This window comes from Pseudovibrio sp. Ad26 (genome assembly GCF_001623285.1).
Lineage (GTDB): Bacteria > Pseudomonadota > Alphaproteobacteria > Rhizobiales > Stappiaceae > Pseudovibrio > Pseudovibrio ascidiaceicola.
This window is the reverse complement of record NZ_LMCE01000088.1, coordinates 287,357-304,279: the sequence shown is the minus strand read 5'-3', so window position 1 is coordinate 304,279 and position 16,923 is coordinate 287,357. Positions and strand designations below refer to the sequence as shown.

16 protein-coding genes are annotated in these 16,923 nt (G+C 51.9%); all 16 read left to right on the top strand.

The genetic code is table 11. The features are described from left to right. Positions 1–127: 127 nt before the first annotated feature. The 16 genes from PsAD26_RS18595 to PsAD26_RS18520 all read left to right on the top strand — a co-directional run bounded on the left by PsAD26_RS18595 (position 128) and on the right by PsAD26_RS18520 (position 16,862). The gene (locus PsAD26_RS18595; protein ID WP_063311622.1) at positions 128–1,267 is read left to right on the top strand and encodes an acyl-CoA dehydrogenase family protein; all 1,140 of its coding nucleotides are present in this window, start codon (positions 128–130) and stop codon (positions 1,265–1,267) included. A gap of 161 nt (positions 1,268–1,428) precedes the next feature. Continuing rightward, positions 1,429–2,478, top strand: a complete 1,050-nt coding sequence (locus PsAD26_RS18590; RefSeq protein ID WP_244278270.1) for an enoyl-CoA hydratase/isomerase family protein — start codon at positions 1,429–1,431, stop codon at positions 2,476–2,478. Positions 2,479–2,535: 57 nt separating this feature from the next. Further along, positions 2,536–2,946, top strand: a complete 411-nt coding sequence (locus PsAD26_RS18585) for a DUF6163 family protein (protein WP_057464290.1) — start codon at positions 2,536–2,538, stop codon at positions 2,944–2,946. A gap of 157 nt (positions 2,947–3,103) precedes the next feature. After that, positions 3,104–4,006, top strand: coding sequence for a 3-hydroxyisobutyrate dehydrogenase (gene mmsB, locus PsAD26_RS18580; RefSeq protein WP_063311766.1), 903 nt, complete (start codon positions 3,104–3,106; stop codon positions 4,004–4,006). A gap of 155 nt (positions 4,007–4,161) precedes the next feature. Then, entirely contained in the window at positions 4,162–4,674 is a 513-nt protein-coding gene (locus tag PsAD26_RS18575; RefSeq protein WP_057464291.1) for a winged helix DNA-binding protein, read from the top strand. A 505-nt stretch (positions 4,675–5,179) separates the two neighbouring features. Next, positions 5,180–6,532: a L,D-transpeptidase family protein gene (locus tag PsAD26_RS18570; RefSeq protein ID WP_063311621.1), complete on the top strand. Its 1,353-nt coding sequence runs from the start codon at positions 5,180–5,182 to the stop codon at positions 6,530–6,532. Between the two features lie 162 nt (positions 6,533–6,694). Then, a complete protein-coding gene (locus PsAD26_RS18565; RefSeq protein ID WP_063305415.1) occupies positions 6,695–6,880 on the top strand; it encodes a hypothetical protein in 186 nt (61 codons plus the stop codon). Positions 6,881–7,063: 183 nt separating this feature from the next. Continuing rightward, entirely contained in the window at positions 7,064–8,377 is a 1,314-nt protein-coding gene (glyA, locus tag PsAD26_RS18560) for a serine hydroxymethyltransferase (RefSeq protein WP_063297549.1), read from the top strand. Positions 8,378–8,445: 68 nt separating this feature from the next. After that, entirely contained in the window at positions 8,446–8,931 is a 486-nt protein-coding gene (gene nrdR, locus PsAD26_RS18555; protein ID WP_057464295.1) for a transcriptional regulator NrdR, read from the top strand. Between the two features lie 94 nt (positions 8,932–9,025). Next, positions 9,026–10,171 carry a bifunctional diaminohydroxyphosphoribosylaminopyrimidine deaminase/5-amino-6-(5-phosphoribosylamino)uracil reductase RibD gene (gene ribD, locus PsAD26_RS18550; RefSeq protein WP_063311765.1) on the top strand — a complete coding sequence of 382 codons (1,146 nt, stop codon included), beginning with the start codon at positions 9,026–9,028 and terminating at the stop codon, positions 10,169–10,171. Next, on the top strand, positions 10,172–10,795 hold the full coding sequence (locus tag PsAD26_RS18545) for a riboflavin synthase (RefSeq protein WP_063289206.1): 624 nt from the start codon (positions 10,172–10,174) through the stop codon (positions 10,793–10,795). It abuts the gene before it with no gap. 156 nt (positions 10,796–10,951) lie between these two features. Further along, complete coding sequence (gene ribH, locus PsAD26_RS18540) at positions 10,952–11,401, top strand: 6,7-dimethyl-8-ribityllumazine synthase (protein ID WP_057464297.1); 450 nt, start codon at positions 10,952–10,954, stop codon at positions 11,399–11,401. A gap of 8 nt (positions 11,402–11,409) precedes the next feature. Beyond that, complete coding sequence (nusB, locus tag PsAD26_RS18535) at positions 11,410–11,901, top strand: transcription antitermination factor NusB (RefSeq protein ID WP_057464298.1); 492 nt, start codon at positions 11,410–11,412, stop codon at positions 11,899–11,901. Positions 11,902–11,904: 3 nt separating this feature from the next. Further along, positions 11,905–12,924, top strand: a complete 1,020-nt coding sequence (gene thiL / locus PsAD26_RS18530; protein ID WP_063311620.1) for a thiamine-phosphate kinase — start codon at positions 11,905–11,907, stop codon at positions 12,922–12,924. Between the two features lie 410 nt (positions 12,925–13,334). Further along, positions 13,335–14,552 (top strand): MFS transporter, encoded by a 1,218-nt coding sequence (locus tag PsAD26_RS18525; protein WP_063311619.1) that lies wholly within the window; start codon positions 13,335–13,337, stop codon positions 14,550–14,552. A 180-nt stretch (positions 14,553–14,732) separates the two neighbouring features. After that, entirely contained in the window at positions 14,733–16,862 is a 2,130-nt protein-coding gene (locus PsAD26_RS18520; protein ID WP_063311618.1) for a sodium-translocating pyrophosphatase, read from the top strand. Positions 16,863–16,923 lie beyond the last annotated feature (61 nt).

Here is a 16,923-nt window from a genome sequence, read left to right as displayed (position 1 = left end):
GCAATTGGTCTTATCTTGGTCTTTCCGAGAATTGACGCAGTTTTGGTGTGGGTCTACCGATTGACGCAATTACATTAATATTGGGGCTGGTGGTTGTGGGAGGCCGCTTGCCGGGAGGACGGATTCCATGGAATTTGAACTGAACGAAGATCAACGTGCCTTTGTGGATATGGCAGCCGGATTTGCGCAGGAGGAGATGGCGCCCTTTGCAGCTGAGTGGGATGCGAAATCTCATTTCCCGCTGGATGTGCTTCGCAAAGCTGCTGCGCTGGGTCTGGGCGGGCTGTATGTGCGTGAAGATGTGGGTGGCTCGCAGTTGGGGCGTCTTGATGGTGCGCTGATCTTTGAAGAGCTCTCCAAAGGATGTGTTTCCACTTCTGCGTTTTTGTCCATCCATAATATGGCCGCTGGTATGGTGGACCGGTTTGGGTCTGATGAGGTGCGGCAGAGATTTCTCCCTGATCTTTGCAGCATGGAGAAGGTGGCGAGTTATTGCCTGACTGAGCCGGGGGCCGGGTCTGATGCGGCGTCTCTGCGCACAAAGGCTGTGCGGGATGGTGATCATTATGTGATCAACGGCTCAAAATCCTTCATCTCTGGCGGCGGTGTATCGGATGTATATGTCTGCATGGTGCGAACCGGTGAGGATGGGCCGAAGGGGATATCTTGTATCGTTGTTGAGAAGGATGCGCCGGGTCTGTCCTTTGGGGCCAACGAGCATAAGCTTGGATGGTGCAGCCAGCCGACGGCGCAGGTGATCTTTGAAGACTGCCGTGTTCCAGTTGAGAACCTGGTTGGCGCAGAGGGACAAGGCTTTTCGATTGCCATGGCCGGGCTTGATGGTGGGCGCCTGAACATTGGGGCCTGTTCACTTGGTGGGGCGCAATTCTGTCTGGAGCGGGCTTTGCAGTATATGGATGAGCGCAAGCAGTTCGGGCGTTCGCTGGCTCAGTTTCAGGCGCTGCAGTTCAAGGTTGCAGATATGGCGACTGAGCTGGAAGCGGCGCGTTTGTTGCTGCACAAAGCGGCGGCTCTGCTGGACCGGAAAGATCCTCAGGCGACCAAGATGGCGGCGATGGCCAAGCGCCTTGCGACGGATACGGGCTTCAAGGTGGTCAATGAAGCGCTGCAGATCCATGGTGGTTACGGGTATCTGAAGGATTATCCGCTGGAGCGTCATTTGCGCGACTTGCGGGTGCACCAGATTCTGGAAGGGACCAACGAGATTATGCGCGTCATCGTGGCGCGTGAACTGATGAAAGCTTGAGTTGCTGAAGCGGTTCTTCTTAGGAGGGGCTGAGTGAGCTGCTTTAGCTTTTGTGTTGCGTATCTTTAACCGGAAACCAGTGTCCTGTTTTCAGAAATACGCCAGATAATTTTAGCAAAATGAATAGGTACGCTGTGCAACAGGAATATGCGGGGGAAGTCTTGTCCGAAACTACTGATGTTCTTTTTGAAGAGAAGGGCCATGCTGGTCTTATCATTCTCAATCGCCCCAAGGCGCTGAATGCGCTGACACATGAGATGTGCGTTGCTATGCACCGGCAGCTGGAGCGCTGGCTGATTGATGATGCAGTCCATCATGTTCTCATTAAGAGCAACAGTGAAAAGGCCTTTTGCGCGGGTGGAGATATTCGTCAGGTTGCCGAAAACGGTCCTGAGAAAATTGATGTGAGCCTGCCGTTCTTTGCAGATGAGTATCGCCTCAATACTTACATGGAAAGCTACGCTAAGCCTTTGATTGCACTGCTTGATGGTATTGTGATGGGCGGTGGTGTTGGTATCTCTGTGCATGGTGCGTATCGTGTTGGCAGTGAGAAGACGATGTTTGCCATGCCTGAGACGGCGATTGGTTTCTTTCCGGATGTGGGCGGCAGTCACTTCTTACCGAAGATGCCTCAGAACACGGGCATGTACTGTGCAATGACCGGGGAGCGGTTGAGGCAAGCGGATTGCTACTGGACCGGCATTTTGACCCATGCGGTGAAATCTGAGGATATGGCTGCGTTGGCAGAGGCGCTGTGTGAGGCTCAGGACGTAGAGCCTGTGCTGGCGCGTTATGCGTTTGATCCGGGGCCTGCGCCGCTACATGCCAAAGCGGATGTGGTGGATGAGTGCTTTGGCGCTGAGAGCACGCTGGAAGTTGTGGACCGTCTGCGCAAGCTGCAGGGCTCGGAGCATGATGACTTTGCAGTTGCTGCTCTTGAAACGATTGGTAAGCGCTCACCGCTCAGCATGGAAGTTGCTTTTCAGCAGGTGCGGCGCGGTGCGGGGCTTTCCATGGCTGAGTGTATGGTCATGGAGCATCGGATTGTTTCGCAGATTCTGCTGGGCAAGGATTTCTATGAGGGTGTACGAGCTGTGATTATCGATAAGGATCACGCCCCTAAATGGCAGCATTCAAGCCTCGATGAAATAAAAACAGTTGATGTTGAGGCCCATTTTATGTCACCGAAGGGGGGTGACCTCGTATTTTAACGGGGCGAGGGGCTTACTGCCGTGATTGAGGCAGATTTGTAAGGTGGAGCTTTAGGTATGCCTGGCGTTTTTGTAGAGCTGATGAAGAGGGTTCCCTCCTTTCAGTTTTTGCTGCATGCGTATGTCAGGCTGCTTGCCGTCTTTATGCTGTTTGCAGGCCTAAGCTACTGGGGCGCAATACTTGGGGTGCGCCTGATTGACGGTGCTCCGTTTGAGAGCGTCGGCGTACAAGTGCAGTCTACCATTATCTTTTTCGCTATTCTCGATCTGGTGACTGCCATCGGTCTGTGGCTGCTTTCCAGCTGGGGAACAGTGATGTGGCTGTTCCGCTCACTGGCTCAAGTGGTGATGTATTCCGTGTTTCCCATGGTCTTTGGTCGTAGTCCGACTGAGGTCGTATTCTACATCAGTGCAATCGCCCTTTATCTCGTTCTGCTTTACCTTGCAGAGCGAGAGGAACGGGCCTGATCGACCAAAGTTCAGTTTGGTCTGTAACTCATTGAAATTTACTGTTTTGCAAACTGCCGTTCACGTCAAATTGATCTGAGCGAACCCTAAGTGATCAGCTTGGGGCAAGTTCTAAATGTTCAAAATCCTGACGGACGGCGATTTTCGGGAGGATGCAATGGGAGAAACTGTTCTTCGCGTTGCTTTTATTGGTCTTGGCAATATGGGCGGCCCTATGGCTGCAAATCTTGTCAAAGCCGGACATGAAGTCGTCGGTGTAGATCTTTCTGAAGAGGCGCGTACTGCGTTTCAGGCTGCGGGCGGGCAAGTTGCTTCGTCAGCAGTTGAAGCGGTTCGCGACGTTCAGGCTGTTGTTACCATGCTGCCAGCAGGGAAACATGTTCGTGCCGTGTATACGGGCAAAGATGGAATTCTTGCGCATGCACCAAAGGGCACGCTGTTTATTGATAGCTCGACTATTGATGTGCACAGTAGCCGCGATGTTGCAAAAGCAGCAAGCGAAGCTGGCATGGGCATGGTCGATGCTCCGGTTTCCGGTGGTATTGTGGGTGCTGCGAACGGCACATTGACCTTTATGGTTGGTGGGCCTGATTCTGCATTTGAACGGGCTAAGCCGCTCCTGGATATTATGGGAGCCTCGATTGTTCATGCCGGTGATGCTGGCGCTGGGCAGGCAGCAAAGATCTGTAACAACATGTTGCTTGGTATTTCGATGATTGGTACCTGCGAGGCGTTTGTTTTGGCTGAGAAGTTGGGTCTGGACCCACAGAAGCTTTACGACATCTCCTCCAAGTCCTCCGGTCAGTGTTGGTCTTTGACCTCCTACTGCCCGATTCCCGGACCGGTTCCGACGTCGCCAGCCAACAATGAATATAAGCCCGGCTTTGCAGCGCCAATGATGCTGAAAGACTTGCTACTGGCGGAAGAGGCGGCAGATTCGAGCGGAGCTAACACACCAATGGGTGAGAAGGCGGCTCGGCTTTATGAGGAATACTGTAACAATGGCGGGGAAAACGTCGACTTCTCCGGCATCATCCACTTGCTTCGGAAGTCAGGGTAAACAGAGGGTTAACGGAAAGGTCTACACGCTTGCTAGTGATTAAGAAATAATTCATCGTGTCTCTTAAGCGGTTCTTAGAAGCGGTCGCGTAAATTTGCTTCAAGTGCTGATAAAAATACGAACGCACGAAAAATATGGACATGAGGCGCAACCAGATGATCAATACAAACAGGGCCGTTGAGGTCTTGGCGCAAGAAGAAGAAACGGTAGGGCTGAAGCCTGCATACCTCGAGGCACTGACGCTCATCGAGCGTTTGCATCGTCGTCTTCTTGACGTCATTAAAGATGAGTTTGACCGGATGGGTCGTTCTGATGTGAACAGCGTTCAGGCGCTGCTTCTCTTCAACATCGGCGACGCCGAGCTGACTGCAGGCGAGCTTCGTACTCGCGGTTATTATCTTGGTTCCAACGTTTCTTATAATCTGAAGAAACTCGTTGAAACCGGATACATCAATCACGAACGTTCCCAGATGGATCGCCGCTCTGTGCGTGTGAGCCTGACGGAAAAAGGACGCGAGATTGCTCAGATTGTTGATGACCTTTACAGTCGTCATATTCTTTCTGTTGAGCAGGTTGGTGAGCTCTCAACCGAGAACTTTGAAGAGCTGAACCGGTCCCTGCGTCGTCTGGAACGCTTCTGGACAGATCAAATCCTTTATCGTCTGTAATTTTCGGCGATATCAGGGCTTTCGAAAAAACACCGCTTCCTTGCACCGGAAGCGGTGTTTTTGCGTTTTCAGGAGGGTGGTTTGGGGTGCTGCGTTTGCCAGGGTTGTGTGGATGGCGGATCAGCTCCGGATAAGGCCTCTGTGAGTAAGTTGGGCTGATTGTTGCTTTCTTGCACTAGGTGCAAACCAACACTCGCTGCGTGACCACCTTTTTCCCACTTAGGGTAATTAGCCATTAAACGGTCACATTGAGTGGGGAATACACGCTCTCACTTTTCGGGCTGAAAAAGTGCTGTTGGCTTTGGAAATTTAGAAACTGTCAACTCTGATTTGTTCAGGGGAACGATCACTTTCTTTAATTCACCAACAGATGTTCCTCCCCGATTTTTGGCTGAAGTCTTGCGAGTTTGCTAAGATAATGCCATGTAGATTTGCCATGTTAAGTCTCTGTTTACCAAGTTACATGGAATCTTACAGAATGACTGATTGCTAGGAGAACTATTTCGTGTTGGCACCTCTTTTAAACCGCAGCAAGTTTGCTCTGGCTCTCGTTGTGAGTACGGGCCTTTCTGCAGGTATGATGTCTGCACAGGCACAGGCACAGGTGAAGGTTCCAGACCTGCTTTCCTACAGCGGCAACATTCAGCAAGCCGTCAGTCAGCCAGCGTCGGTTGTTCCTACTCAGCCTATCGTTGGTCAGGGCACGGAATGGGAAGACACCTTTGATGAAGGCGTTTCATCTCTGGAGCAGATCGACTTTGTTGCACCGATTATCTCCAAGCAGACCACCCAATACATGATCGATGCGATTCTCGATTACGAGCGTATCGCTCTCAACGGCGGTTGGCCTGAGGTCTCCACTAAGAAAGTTTTGCGCATTGGTATGCGCGCACCAGCGATTGCAGCTTTGCGACAGCGCCTGATTGTTTCAGGTGACATGGCGCAGCAGGCGGGTGTTTCTGAAGTTTTTGACAGTTACGTTGATTCAGCTGTTCGCCGCTTTCAGTTACGCCATGGCCTGACACCAGACGGTGTTGTGGGTCGGGCAACTGTGATTGCGATGAATGTTCCTGTTGAGGTGCGCTTGCAGCAGCTGCGTACTAATCTGGAGCGTGTTTCTGCTTTGGCTGAAAACGTGACTGACACCTATGTAAACGTGAACATTCCGGCGGCTCGTATTGAGGTTGTTGAGAATGGCCGTGTTCGTTCCCGTCACACTGCTGTTGTTGGCAAGCAAGATCGGCAGTCTCCGATCCTCAGCTCTGCGATCTATGAAGTGAACTTCAACCCGTACTGGACTGTTCCTGTCAGCATTATCCGGAAAGATCTAATTCCGAAAATGCAGAAGGATCCGCAGTATCTGGCGAAGAACAACATCCATATCTATGACTGGTATGGAAAAGAGAAGCAGTGGCAGGAGATTGACTGGACCACGGATGAAGCGACCCAGTATCGCTTCACTCAGGACCCGGGTGAAGGCAACTCCATGGGCAGCATCCGTATCAACTTCAACAACACGCATCAGGTTTACCTGCATGACACGCCAGAGCAGTCTTTGTTCGGCGAAGGCTATCGTTTCCATTCTTCCGGCTGTGTGCGTGTACAGAACGTGCGTGAGCTGGTGACGTGGTTGCTGGGCTCAACAACACCAGACTGGACACGCAGCCGTGTGGATGCAGCCATCAACTCTGGTGAGCGTACAGATGTGAAGATGAAGAGCCGTGTGCCGCTGCATATGTCTTATGTCACAGCTTGGGCGCTGAGCGACGGTATGGTTCATTTCCGTGATGATATCTACGATAAGGATGGGCTTTACGCAGCGAGCGCTGATCCAATGGCGCAGGCGTCTGCTCAGTAAGGTTTGCGCCAAGAGTTTCAAGTTTGAAGGGCCGTCTCTGCCAGATGCAGAGCGGCCCTTTTCTTTTGGGGATGTGATTGCAGGCAAGCCTGTGCTGCGCCGTATTACCTGCTAAAACGGCAGGCAACTTACGAATCTGAGAGAAGCGAGGCGAGGGGCCATATGTCTAAGCTGGGGCAGGTCTATTTTGAGACGCGCGTGGTTGGGAATGCTGTTCGCATGACAGCAATTTGTGCTCACAGCGGTGTTGAGGTGTTTGTTGTGGGGCCTCGTAATGCGAGTGAGTCGCATCTGAAGCAGTTGGCACTTCGTAAGCTGGAACGAAAATTACAACCTCAAGATGCGTAATTCATAAATTTTGGGTGATGGCAGCAATAGTATTGCGCAATTCCTATGAACAACGCTTGGTTCGTTACCCCCTATATGTTAATGGGCTAGGACCCGAAGCTACAACTTGTCGGGATGGGAATGCGAAACGATATTGGGACGTTTCGTCAGTTTGTTGCTCCAACCTTGTCATGAGGTCCACCTATGTCCGTATCGGATAATCCAATTACGACGCCGCTCTACCCAGAGTTTTTTACAGGTAGCCTGGCTTCTGGTGACCCAGAGCTTCTCGAGGCAATCAATAAAGAACTTACTCGTCAGCAGAACGAGATTGAGCTTATCGCTTCGGAAAATATTGTATCTCGCGCTGTGCTTGAGGCGCAGGGTTCCGTCCTGACCAACAAATATGCCGAGGGTTATCCTGGCCGCCGTTACTACGGTGGTTGTGAATACGTCGATATCGTTGAGCGTCTTGCAATCGACCGCGTGAAAGAGCTGTTCGGCTGCGATTTTGCTAACGTGCAGGCGAATTCCGGCTCTCAGGCAAACCAGTCTGTTCTGCTTGCCTTGGCGAAACCAGGCGACACCCTGCTCGGCATGAGCCTTGATGCTGGCGGTCACCTGACACACGGCGCACGCCCGAACTTGTCCGGCAAGTGGTTCAACGCTGTTCAGTACGGCCTGAACACCGACACTGGCCACATTAACATGGATGAGGTGCGTGAGCTTGCTAAAGAACACCAGCCAAAGATCATCATCGCTGGTGGTTCTGCTTATTCTCGTGAGATCGATTTTGCTGCGTTCCGCGCAATCGCTGACGAAGTAGGCGCTTACCTTTGGGTCGACATGGCTCACTTTGCTGGTCTTGTTGCTGGTGGTCAGCATCCAAGCCCGTTCCCGCATGCGCATGTTGCAACATCCACCACCCATAAGACCCTGCGCGGTCCTCGTGGTGGTCTGGTTGTGACCAACGACGCTGACATTGCAAAGAAGATCAACTCCGCGATCTTCCCAGGTCTGCAGGGTGGTCCTTTGATGCATGTGATCGCTGGTAAGGCTGTTGCCTTCGGTGAAGCGCTGCGTCCTGAGTTCAAAACCTACGCGAAAGACGTTGTCGAAAACGCACAGGTTCTGGCTGCGACACTGGTTGAAGGTGGTCTGGATATCGTTTCTGGCGGTACTGACACACACCTGATGCTGGTTGACCTGCGTCCAATGGAACTGACCGGCAAAAACGCAGAGATTTCTCTGGGCCGTGCGAACATCACCTGTAACAAGAACGGTGTTCCGCTTGATCCTCAGAAACCGACCATCACCTCCGGTATCCGCCTTGGTACACCTGCTGGTACATCCCGCGGGTTTGGTAAGGAAGAATTCCGTGAAATCGGTAAGCTGATTACCGAGGTTCTGGAAGGTCTGCGCAAAGCAAATTCCGTTGACGACAACGAAGCTGTGGAAGCACGGGTCAAAGAGAAGGTACTGGCCCTTACTGCCCGGTTCCCAATCTACAAAAACTAATTTAAACGAGAAGAACCGCCGGACATCCTTCGGCGGTTCTTTAGTGTTTAAGTAAGGAGGCAGGCGAGATGCGTTGTCCATATTGCGGGGGTGATGACACCCAGGTGAAGGATTCGCGCCCGACCGAGGATAATACAGCTATCCGTCGGCGCAGGGTCTGCCAGACTTGTGGTGGTCGTTTTACCACCTTTGAGCGTGTTCAGCTGCGCGAGCTGACCGTTATCAAGCGTAACGGGCGCCGAGTACCTTTTGATCGCGAAAAGCTGATGCGCTCTGTTCTGATCGCAACCCGCAAGCGTCCTGTTGAGCCTGAGCGTATCGAGCGTATGGTGAGCGGACTTGTCCGGCAGTTGGAAAGCTCCGGTGAAAGTGACGTTGTGGCGGAAGATATTGGTCATTTGGTCATGGAAGGGCTGAAAACCCTTGACGATGTGGCTTATGTGCGGTTCGCTTCTGTTTATAAGAATTTCCGCGAGGCCAAAGACTTTGAGGCTCTGCTGGATGAGCTTTCCGATGCGGATGTTGATCCGCTGATGATGCCGCCACGGACGTAATCTCTGGCTTTTTGCAGTGTTGTGTTGCGTAATTTCTCCGAGGATCGGGCTTTTCTTTTAGGGAATACGCTGTAGTGCTGGCAGGGGGATGGCTTTGTCTGGTTACAAAGCATTAGATGCAAAGGAACGAGTTGAGCACGAGCGCTTTATGGCGGCGGCGATCAGCTATGGCATTCGTGCAAAGGGCCGGACGTGGCCCAACCCTCCTGTTGGAGCAATCCTGACAAAAGATTTTGGTGATGGGCCTGTGATTGTGGGGCAGGGTGCAACTCTGCCTCCCGGTGGCTCCCACGCTGAAGTGCTGGCCATCAAAGATGCTGGTGAACATGCCCAAGGCGCAACAGCTTACGTGACCCTTGAGCCTTGTGCGCATTATGGCCGGACTGGCCCGTGCGCGCGGGCGCTTGTGGCGGCTGGCGTGGCGCGCGTTGTTTATGGCACCGCTGATCCCAACCCTGCTGTGGCTGGTCGCGGTAAAAAGATCCTTGAAGAGGGCGGTGTTGACGTCCTAATCGGTATTTTGGAAAAAGAATGCCGACAGGCCGTTCGCGGTCATATCTCCCGTATCCTTAATGAGCGTCCTTTTGTTCAGCTTAAGATGGCTGTGTCGAAAGATGGTTATATCGGCAAGCGCGGAGCCGGACAGGTGGCGATCTCCAGTCCGTTGTCGCGGCAGCTGGTGCATGCGATGCGGGCGCAGATGGATGCCATTGTTGTTGGCATCGGTACGGTTTTAGAAGACGATCCCGAGCTCTCTGTGCGCCTGCCTGGCATGGCGCATCGCTCACCGCAGCCGGTGGTGTTTGATAGTCAGGCCCGGATTCCGCTTTCCTCCAAACTGGTGCAAAACGCAGAGATTAATTCCCTGTGGGTGGTGATTGGTGAACATGCGCCGGATCATCGCGTCAGTGCGCTTGAGCGGGAAGGCGTGACAGTTATCGTCAATGACTGCCTCAGAAATGGCAAGGTATGTCTTGATAAGGCACTGGATGCGCTTTACATGCATGGTCTCTCCCAGATTATGGTTGAGGGCGGTGCGGAACTTGCGCACGGCCTGCTTCAGCAAGATCTGGTGGATGAGCTATTGATTTTCCAGGGAACCAACCTGATTGGGTCCGATGGTATTCAGCCTTTCGGATTTGAAGGGTTGGAGAGTTTGCGAGACGGTTATAACAAGCAGATGCTGCGTCCTGTGGGCGAAGATCTGTTGTGGCGGTATACGCCAAAAGAGAGGTTCTAGGTGTTTACGGGCATCGTTAGTGACGTTGGAACAATCCTTGAGCTGGAGCAGATTGCTGCAGGTCAGCGGACAAAAATTGGTACTGTTTACGATCCTGACGGGATCGATATTGGTGCATCTATAGCCTGTTCCGGCGTTTGCCACACTGTTGTTGCGAAAGGTCGTGATGGCGAGCAGAACTGGTTTACGGTTGAATCGGCTGCCGAAACGCTGGCGCTGACAACTGTTGCTGAGTGGAGCGTGGGCAAGCGGGTCAATCTGGAGCGTTCCCTTTCCATGGGCGCTGAGCTGGGTGGTCACCTGGTTCTGGGGCATGTGGATGGCAAAGCGACCATTGTTGAGCGAACCGAACACCCTGAGAGCGTTTATCTGAAATTTGAGTGTGCGCCAGAGTTCGCGCGGTTCATCCCGAAGAAGGGATCCGTGGGGTTGGATGGCACCTCTTTGACGGTGAACGAGGCTGAAGGAAATACGTTTTCTGTCTTCCTTATTCCGCACACTCTGGAGGTGACCACATGGTCCGACAGAGCGCAGGGGGATGAGGTAAACTTGGAAGTTGACATGATGGCACGGTACGTTGCGCGTCTTGCTGAGTTTCCAAGCCTTGCAGAAATTGCAAAATAGCCTTATAGCCAAAATCTTCCGCAGGAAATAACTGGACATTTCGCTTGGGGCGTGGTTCCTGAGCGCACATACGTGGGTACTGTCCGTACCCGTGGCCTTAACCCATCTTTGCTGATTTCTCAGCGAAAAGATGAGGTTGGCATTAGGAGAAATTAAATGAGCGCCGTTCCGCACATTCTTGTTATTGAAGCACGGTTTTACGAAGATCTGGCTGATGCCCTTTATGAAGGTGCTTCAGATGTGCTGGACCGTGAAGGAGCGAAAATCTCTCGACTGGCTGTGCCAGGTGTGCTCGAAATTCCTGCTGCGCTTTCCATGGCGTTAACCGCAATGGAAAATGGCGACGCAGATTATGACGGTTTTGTATTGCTCGGTGTTGTAATTCGCGGTGAAACAACCCATTACGACATCGTTTCTAACGAGTCGGCTCGTGCGATCATGGATCTTTCTGTGGATGCAAACGTTGCAGTTGGTAACGGCATCCAGACAGTTGAGAATGATGATCAGGCATGGGCGCGCGCAAGCGTTTCTAAAAAGAACAAGGGCGGCGGTGCTGCTGAAGCTTGTCTTGCTATGATTGACGTGCGCGACCGGTTCGGTGTGTAAGGTTTAGGATGACAACGGAAAACAACAAGAAAAACGCCGAAGTGAAACCCGCGAATAAGCGCGGGGTTGCTCGATTGGCTGCTGTTCAGGCTGTGTATCAGATGGAAATCACTGGTGCGCGTTTGAATGATGTGCTGAATGAGTATGAAGCTTACCGGCTTGGTCAGGAAGTGGATGGCGACCAGTACCGTGATGCAGATCCGGCATGGTTCCGTGATCTGGTGCAGGCGGTGTTTGAGGATCAGCTGCGTATTGATCCTCGCATTCACACAGCGCTTTCTGAAGATTGGCCACTGAAGCGTATCGACACCACTTTGCGTGCGATCCTGCGTGTTGGCTGTGCTGAGTTTTTGCGTAAAAAAGACGTTCCGGCCCGCGTTATCATCAATGAATACATTGATGTGACGAAGTCCTTCTATGATGGAGATGAGGCACGTCTGGTCAACGGTATTATGAACCGTCTGGCTCGCGAGCTGCGTCAGTCTGAATTTGAAGACTAAAAAATGAGCGAGAGAGCTGCCAGTTCCAGACCGGGAGAGTTCTCGCTTATTGAGCGCTATTTTGCGCCGCTCGCCACCAGCGCGGGTGCTGTGCATCTGCAAGATGATGCTGCTGTATTTGCCCCTGACACCGGATGTGATTTGGTTGTAACCAAAGACATGCTGATGGCAGGGGTTCATTTTTTTGAAAACGACCCTCCCTTTGAAATCGCGCAAAAAGCGCTTGGTGTGAACCTTTCGGATCTGGCTGCCAAAGGCGCAGAACCTAAGGGGTATCTGCTGGGCCTTGGGCTATCCAAAGACATCAGTGAAGAGTGGGTTGCCGAGTTTTGCCGCGGTTTGAAGCTGGTTCAGGATCAGTTCCAGATTGATCTTCTTGGCGGGGATACGATTTCCTGCCCGCAAGGCCCGCTGCTTTCCATCACCGCGTTTGGTCAGGTTCCAACGGGGCAGGTGGTTCGGCGCAATGAGGCTGTTGCTGGTGCACTGCTCTATGTGACCGGAACAATTGGTGATGCCGCACTTGGCCTGAAGTTGCGTCTTGATGAAGAACTCGCAGATAAGCTTGAGCTCTCTGCTGGGCAGCGTGATTTCCTCCTAAACCGTTATTTGCTGCCGCAGCCTCGTGTTGGTGCTGCTCAAGCGCTTCGTGATTATGCTGTTGCTGCGATGGATGTGTCTGACGGCTTGGTGGCTGATCTAGGCCACATGTGCCGGACGTCGCAAGTACAGGCATCCGTGAAGCTGGAGACTGTTCCTCTGTCTGACGCTGCATCTGCAATGATTGCAAAGGATGCTGCCTTCCTTGAAACAGCGATTACGGGAGGGGATGACTACGAGATCCTCGTTGCTGTGATGCCTGAGAATGCAGAGGCTTTTGAAGTGGCACTTCAGGAAGCTGATTTGCGCTGTGCTCAGATTGGTGTGCTGGGTGCTGCTGATGTTTCTAAGAAAGAGATTGCTTTGAGCCTGAATGGCGAGACCTATGCGCTTCACGGGGCTGACGGGTTCAAGCATTTTTGATCAGTGGTCTCGACCTGAGCCTTATTTTTGCTAGGGTACTCAGATGGAGTCGGCTATCTATTTTATAACATTCGTTATTTCATTGCTTTACTTGGTTGTTAAGTTGCGGAAAGTTCCCGCTGCAACGACGTTAAAACGCCAAAGACGGACCAGAAGTCGTTTGATTTTCTACCACATAGGAAAATCACTGCTTTTGTGGTGGGGTCTGATGTTCGTTGCAGGGATTGCAAGACGCATTGTGTTGGGTTTGCCGTTATAATCGACAATAGGTGCCTTGCATGACGTATTCTCATCGAGTTGTGCGTATATCTCCCGAAGTTACAGATGATCTGGTGAGCTCTGTGGTTGCTCATTACGTGGAATTGATTAGGCTGTCGGTTCCTTCCTGACTTCTTTGAAAGATTTACATTATGGCAAATACTCTGGCGGCTCCGTTGATTGATGACGGATTGGCAAAGCGCAATGCGCTGCTTTTGGCGCTTGCCCAGTCGTTTGCTGGTGGTGTTCCCCCTATCATTTTTGCAACCACATCTATTCTTGCTTCAGTTTTGTTGGTTGACGACAAGTCTCTGGCAACACTGCCTGTTACTGCTTTTGTGCTTGGAACCGCCATCGGGACGTTGCCTGCTGGCATGATCATGCGTAGTTTTGGGCGCCGTGCCGGGCTTGTTGGTGCTCTGTTGTTTGGTGTGCTGTTTGCTTTGGTTGCCGCCTACGCTGCCTACCTTGGTAGTTTTACGCTGCTTTGTGTTTCTACACTCGGCAGTGGTTTTGTGATGGCCTTTACCCAACAGGCGCGTTTTGCTGCTGCTGATACCGCTAGCCCTGCCTTCAAGCCCAAAGCAATTTCATGGGTTTTGACCGGTGGTATTCTTGCCGGTGTGGTTGGTCCGCAGACCGTAATTCTGACACAAGGCATGTTTGAGCCGTTCCTTTTTGTCGGAACCTACCTTGCACAAGCGGTCTTGATGCTTATCGGTTTGTTTTTTGTGGCGTTTTTGGAAATACCTTTGCCACCGAAGATGGAAAAGCATGAACGTGGACGGCCGCTTTTAGAGATTCTGAAGCAACAAAAGTTCTTTGTGGCTGTTGGTTGTGGAATGATCAGTTACGCGATCATGAATCTGATCATGACCTCTGCACCGCTCGCCATGGTTGCTTGCGGGTTGACGAACTCAGATGCGGCTCTTGGCATCCAGTGGCACGTGATTGCCATGTTCGCACCTAGTTTTATTACGGGTAGTTTGATCAGCCGATTCGGCCATGGAGCTGTAATTGGCACCGGATTCTTGCTTTATGCGGTGTGCGCGCTGGTTGGCCTTACGGGACTAGAGCGTTGGATTTTCTGGAGTTCCCTGATTTTACTTGGTCTTGGCTGGAACTTTTCTTTCGTCGGAGCGTCTGCGTTGCTGACACAAACTTACCGGCCAGAAGAACAAAACAGAGTCCAGTCCATAAACGACTTCTTCGTCTTTGGTTTAGTCGCAACTGCCTCGTTTTCCTCAGGGAAATTGTTAAACGTGTTTGGATGGGAAACTGTCAACCTAATGGTGTTCCCGTTCGTTATCTTATGTCTATTTCTTGTTGTCTCACTGATGTTTACTGAAAAACGGGAAGTTAAAGTTTGAATAATTCCAAATAGTTTCTCTCCTTTCAACATACGTGTTTCCTTCCACTACCACGCAAAAGCAACTTGACGGATAGTGACAGGTATATACCGTCACTGTGTTCGTTAATTTACACAATTGCAGTGCGGATTTTGCTACGAACACACACATAAGTAGCAGGGTACCCTTAGGGGAGGAAATATGACTGAACTTATCGTTACCATTGCGTGCGGTTTGCTCTCTGTCGTTTACGGCATCTGGGCAATTCGCAGCGTGATGGCTGCTGACACCGGGTCTGCGAAAATGCAGGAAATCGCTGGTGCCATTCAAGAGGGTGCGCAAGCATACCTCACTCGTCAGTACACCAGTGTTGCAATTGTTGGCGTGGTTATCTTCGCCATCGTCGCTTACTTGCTGTCTATCACCGTAGCTATTGGATTTGTTATCGGTGCCGTTCTTTCCGGTGCCGCAGGATTTATTGGAATGCTCGTCTCCGTACGGGCAAACGTTCGCACTGCACAAGCTGCAAGCCAGAGCCTTGGGGCAGGGCTCTCTATTGCATTCCGTTCCGGTGCTATCACCGGGATGTTCGTTGCCGGTCTCGCTCTTCTGGGCGTTGCCGTTTATTACCTGATCCTCACCGGACCTATGGGTATTGAGCCAACTTCACGTACTGTGATTGATGCGCTTGTGGCTCTTGGCTTTGGTGCTTCTCTGATTTCCATCTTCGCCCGTCTTGGCGGCGGCATCTTTACAAAAGGTGCTGATGTTGGCGGTGACCTTGTTGGTAAGGTTGAGGCTGGCATTCCTGAGGATGATCCACGTAACCCGGCAACAATCGCAGATAACGTTGGCGACAACGTTGGTGATTGTGCAGGTATGGCCGCTGACTTGTTTGAGACCTACGCCGTGACGCTTGTTGCGACGATGGTTCTTGCAGCGATCTACTTTGCTGGTACGGCTAATTTGCAGTCTGCAATGCTGTATCCAATGCTGATCTGTGGTGTTTGCTCTGTTGCATCCATCATTGGTACGTTCTTTGTGCGTCTTGGTGCGTCCAACTCCATTATGGGCGCGCTCTATAAGGGCTTCATCGCCACTGCAATTGTTTCGCTGATCATCCTGTATCCGCTGACCTACTGGGTCTTCGGCGGTATGGATACAGTGTTGACGCAGAGCAATGGCGTTAGCTTTACTCCGCTGGATCTGTTCTTCTGCGGTGTCTCCGGTCTTGTGGTGACAGGTCTGATCATCTGGATAACTGAATATTACACCGGTACCAACTTCCGTCCTGTGCAGGCGATTGCCCGAGCATCAGAAACAGGTCACGGTACTAACGTTATTCAGGGTCTAGCGGTTTCCATGGAATCCACTGCGCTTCCTGCATTGGTGATCATTGCCGGTATTATCGTCACGTATCAGCTTGCTGGTCTGTTCGGTATTGCCATTGCAGTGACAACCATGCTGGCGCTGGCTGGTATGGTTGTGGCGCTAGATGCGTTTGGTCCAGTCACGGACAACGCTGGTGGCATTGCTGAAATGGCAGACCTGCCTGCGGAAGTGCGCGACACGACTGATGCGCTGGATGCTGTTGGTAACACCACAAAGGCTGTGACCAAGGGCTACGCGATTGGGTCTGCTGGTCTTGGTGCTCTGGTGCTGTTTACGGCTTACACGGAGGATCTGAAGTTCTTCGTGGCGAACTCTGAGCAATTCCCTTACTTCAAGGGGATGACTGAGGCGTCTATCGATTTCTCACTGTCTAACCCATATGTGGTTGTCGGCCTGTTCTTTGGTGGTCTGCTCCCATTCCTGTTTGGCGGTATGGCCATGACAGCGGTTGGCCGTGCAGCGGGAGCTGTGGTTGAAGAAGTTCGCCGTCAGTTTAAAGAACAGCCAGGCATCATGAAGGGTGAAGTTCGCCCTGATTATGGCCGTGCTGTTGATATGCTGACCAAGGCTGCAATCAAGGAAATGATCATTCCGAGCATGCTGCCTGTGCTTTCTCCAATCGTCATTTACTTCCTGATTGAAGCGATTGCTGGCAAAGCAAATGCCTTCGCATCCCTGGGCGCTATGCTGCTTGGTGTGATTGTGACTGGGCTGTTTGTTGCGCTTTCCATGACCGCTGGTGGCGGTGCGTGGGACAATGCCAAGAAGTACATTGAAGACGGGCATTACGGTGGTAAGGGCTCTGAGGCCCATAAAGCTGCGGTGACAGGTGATACTGTTGGTGATCCTTACAAGGACACCGCTGGTCCAGCTGTGAACCCGATGATCAAGATCACAAACATCGTGGCTCTGCTGCTTCTAGCAGTTCTGGCGCACTAGTTTGTTCTGATCTGATTTGAGACTAAAAAGCCCGGTCTGGGAGATGGCCGGGCTTTTTGCT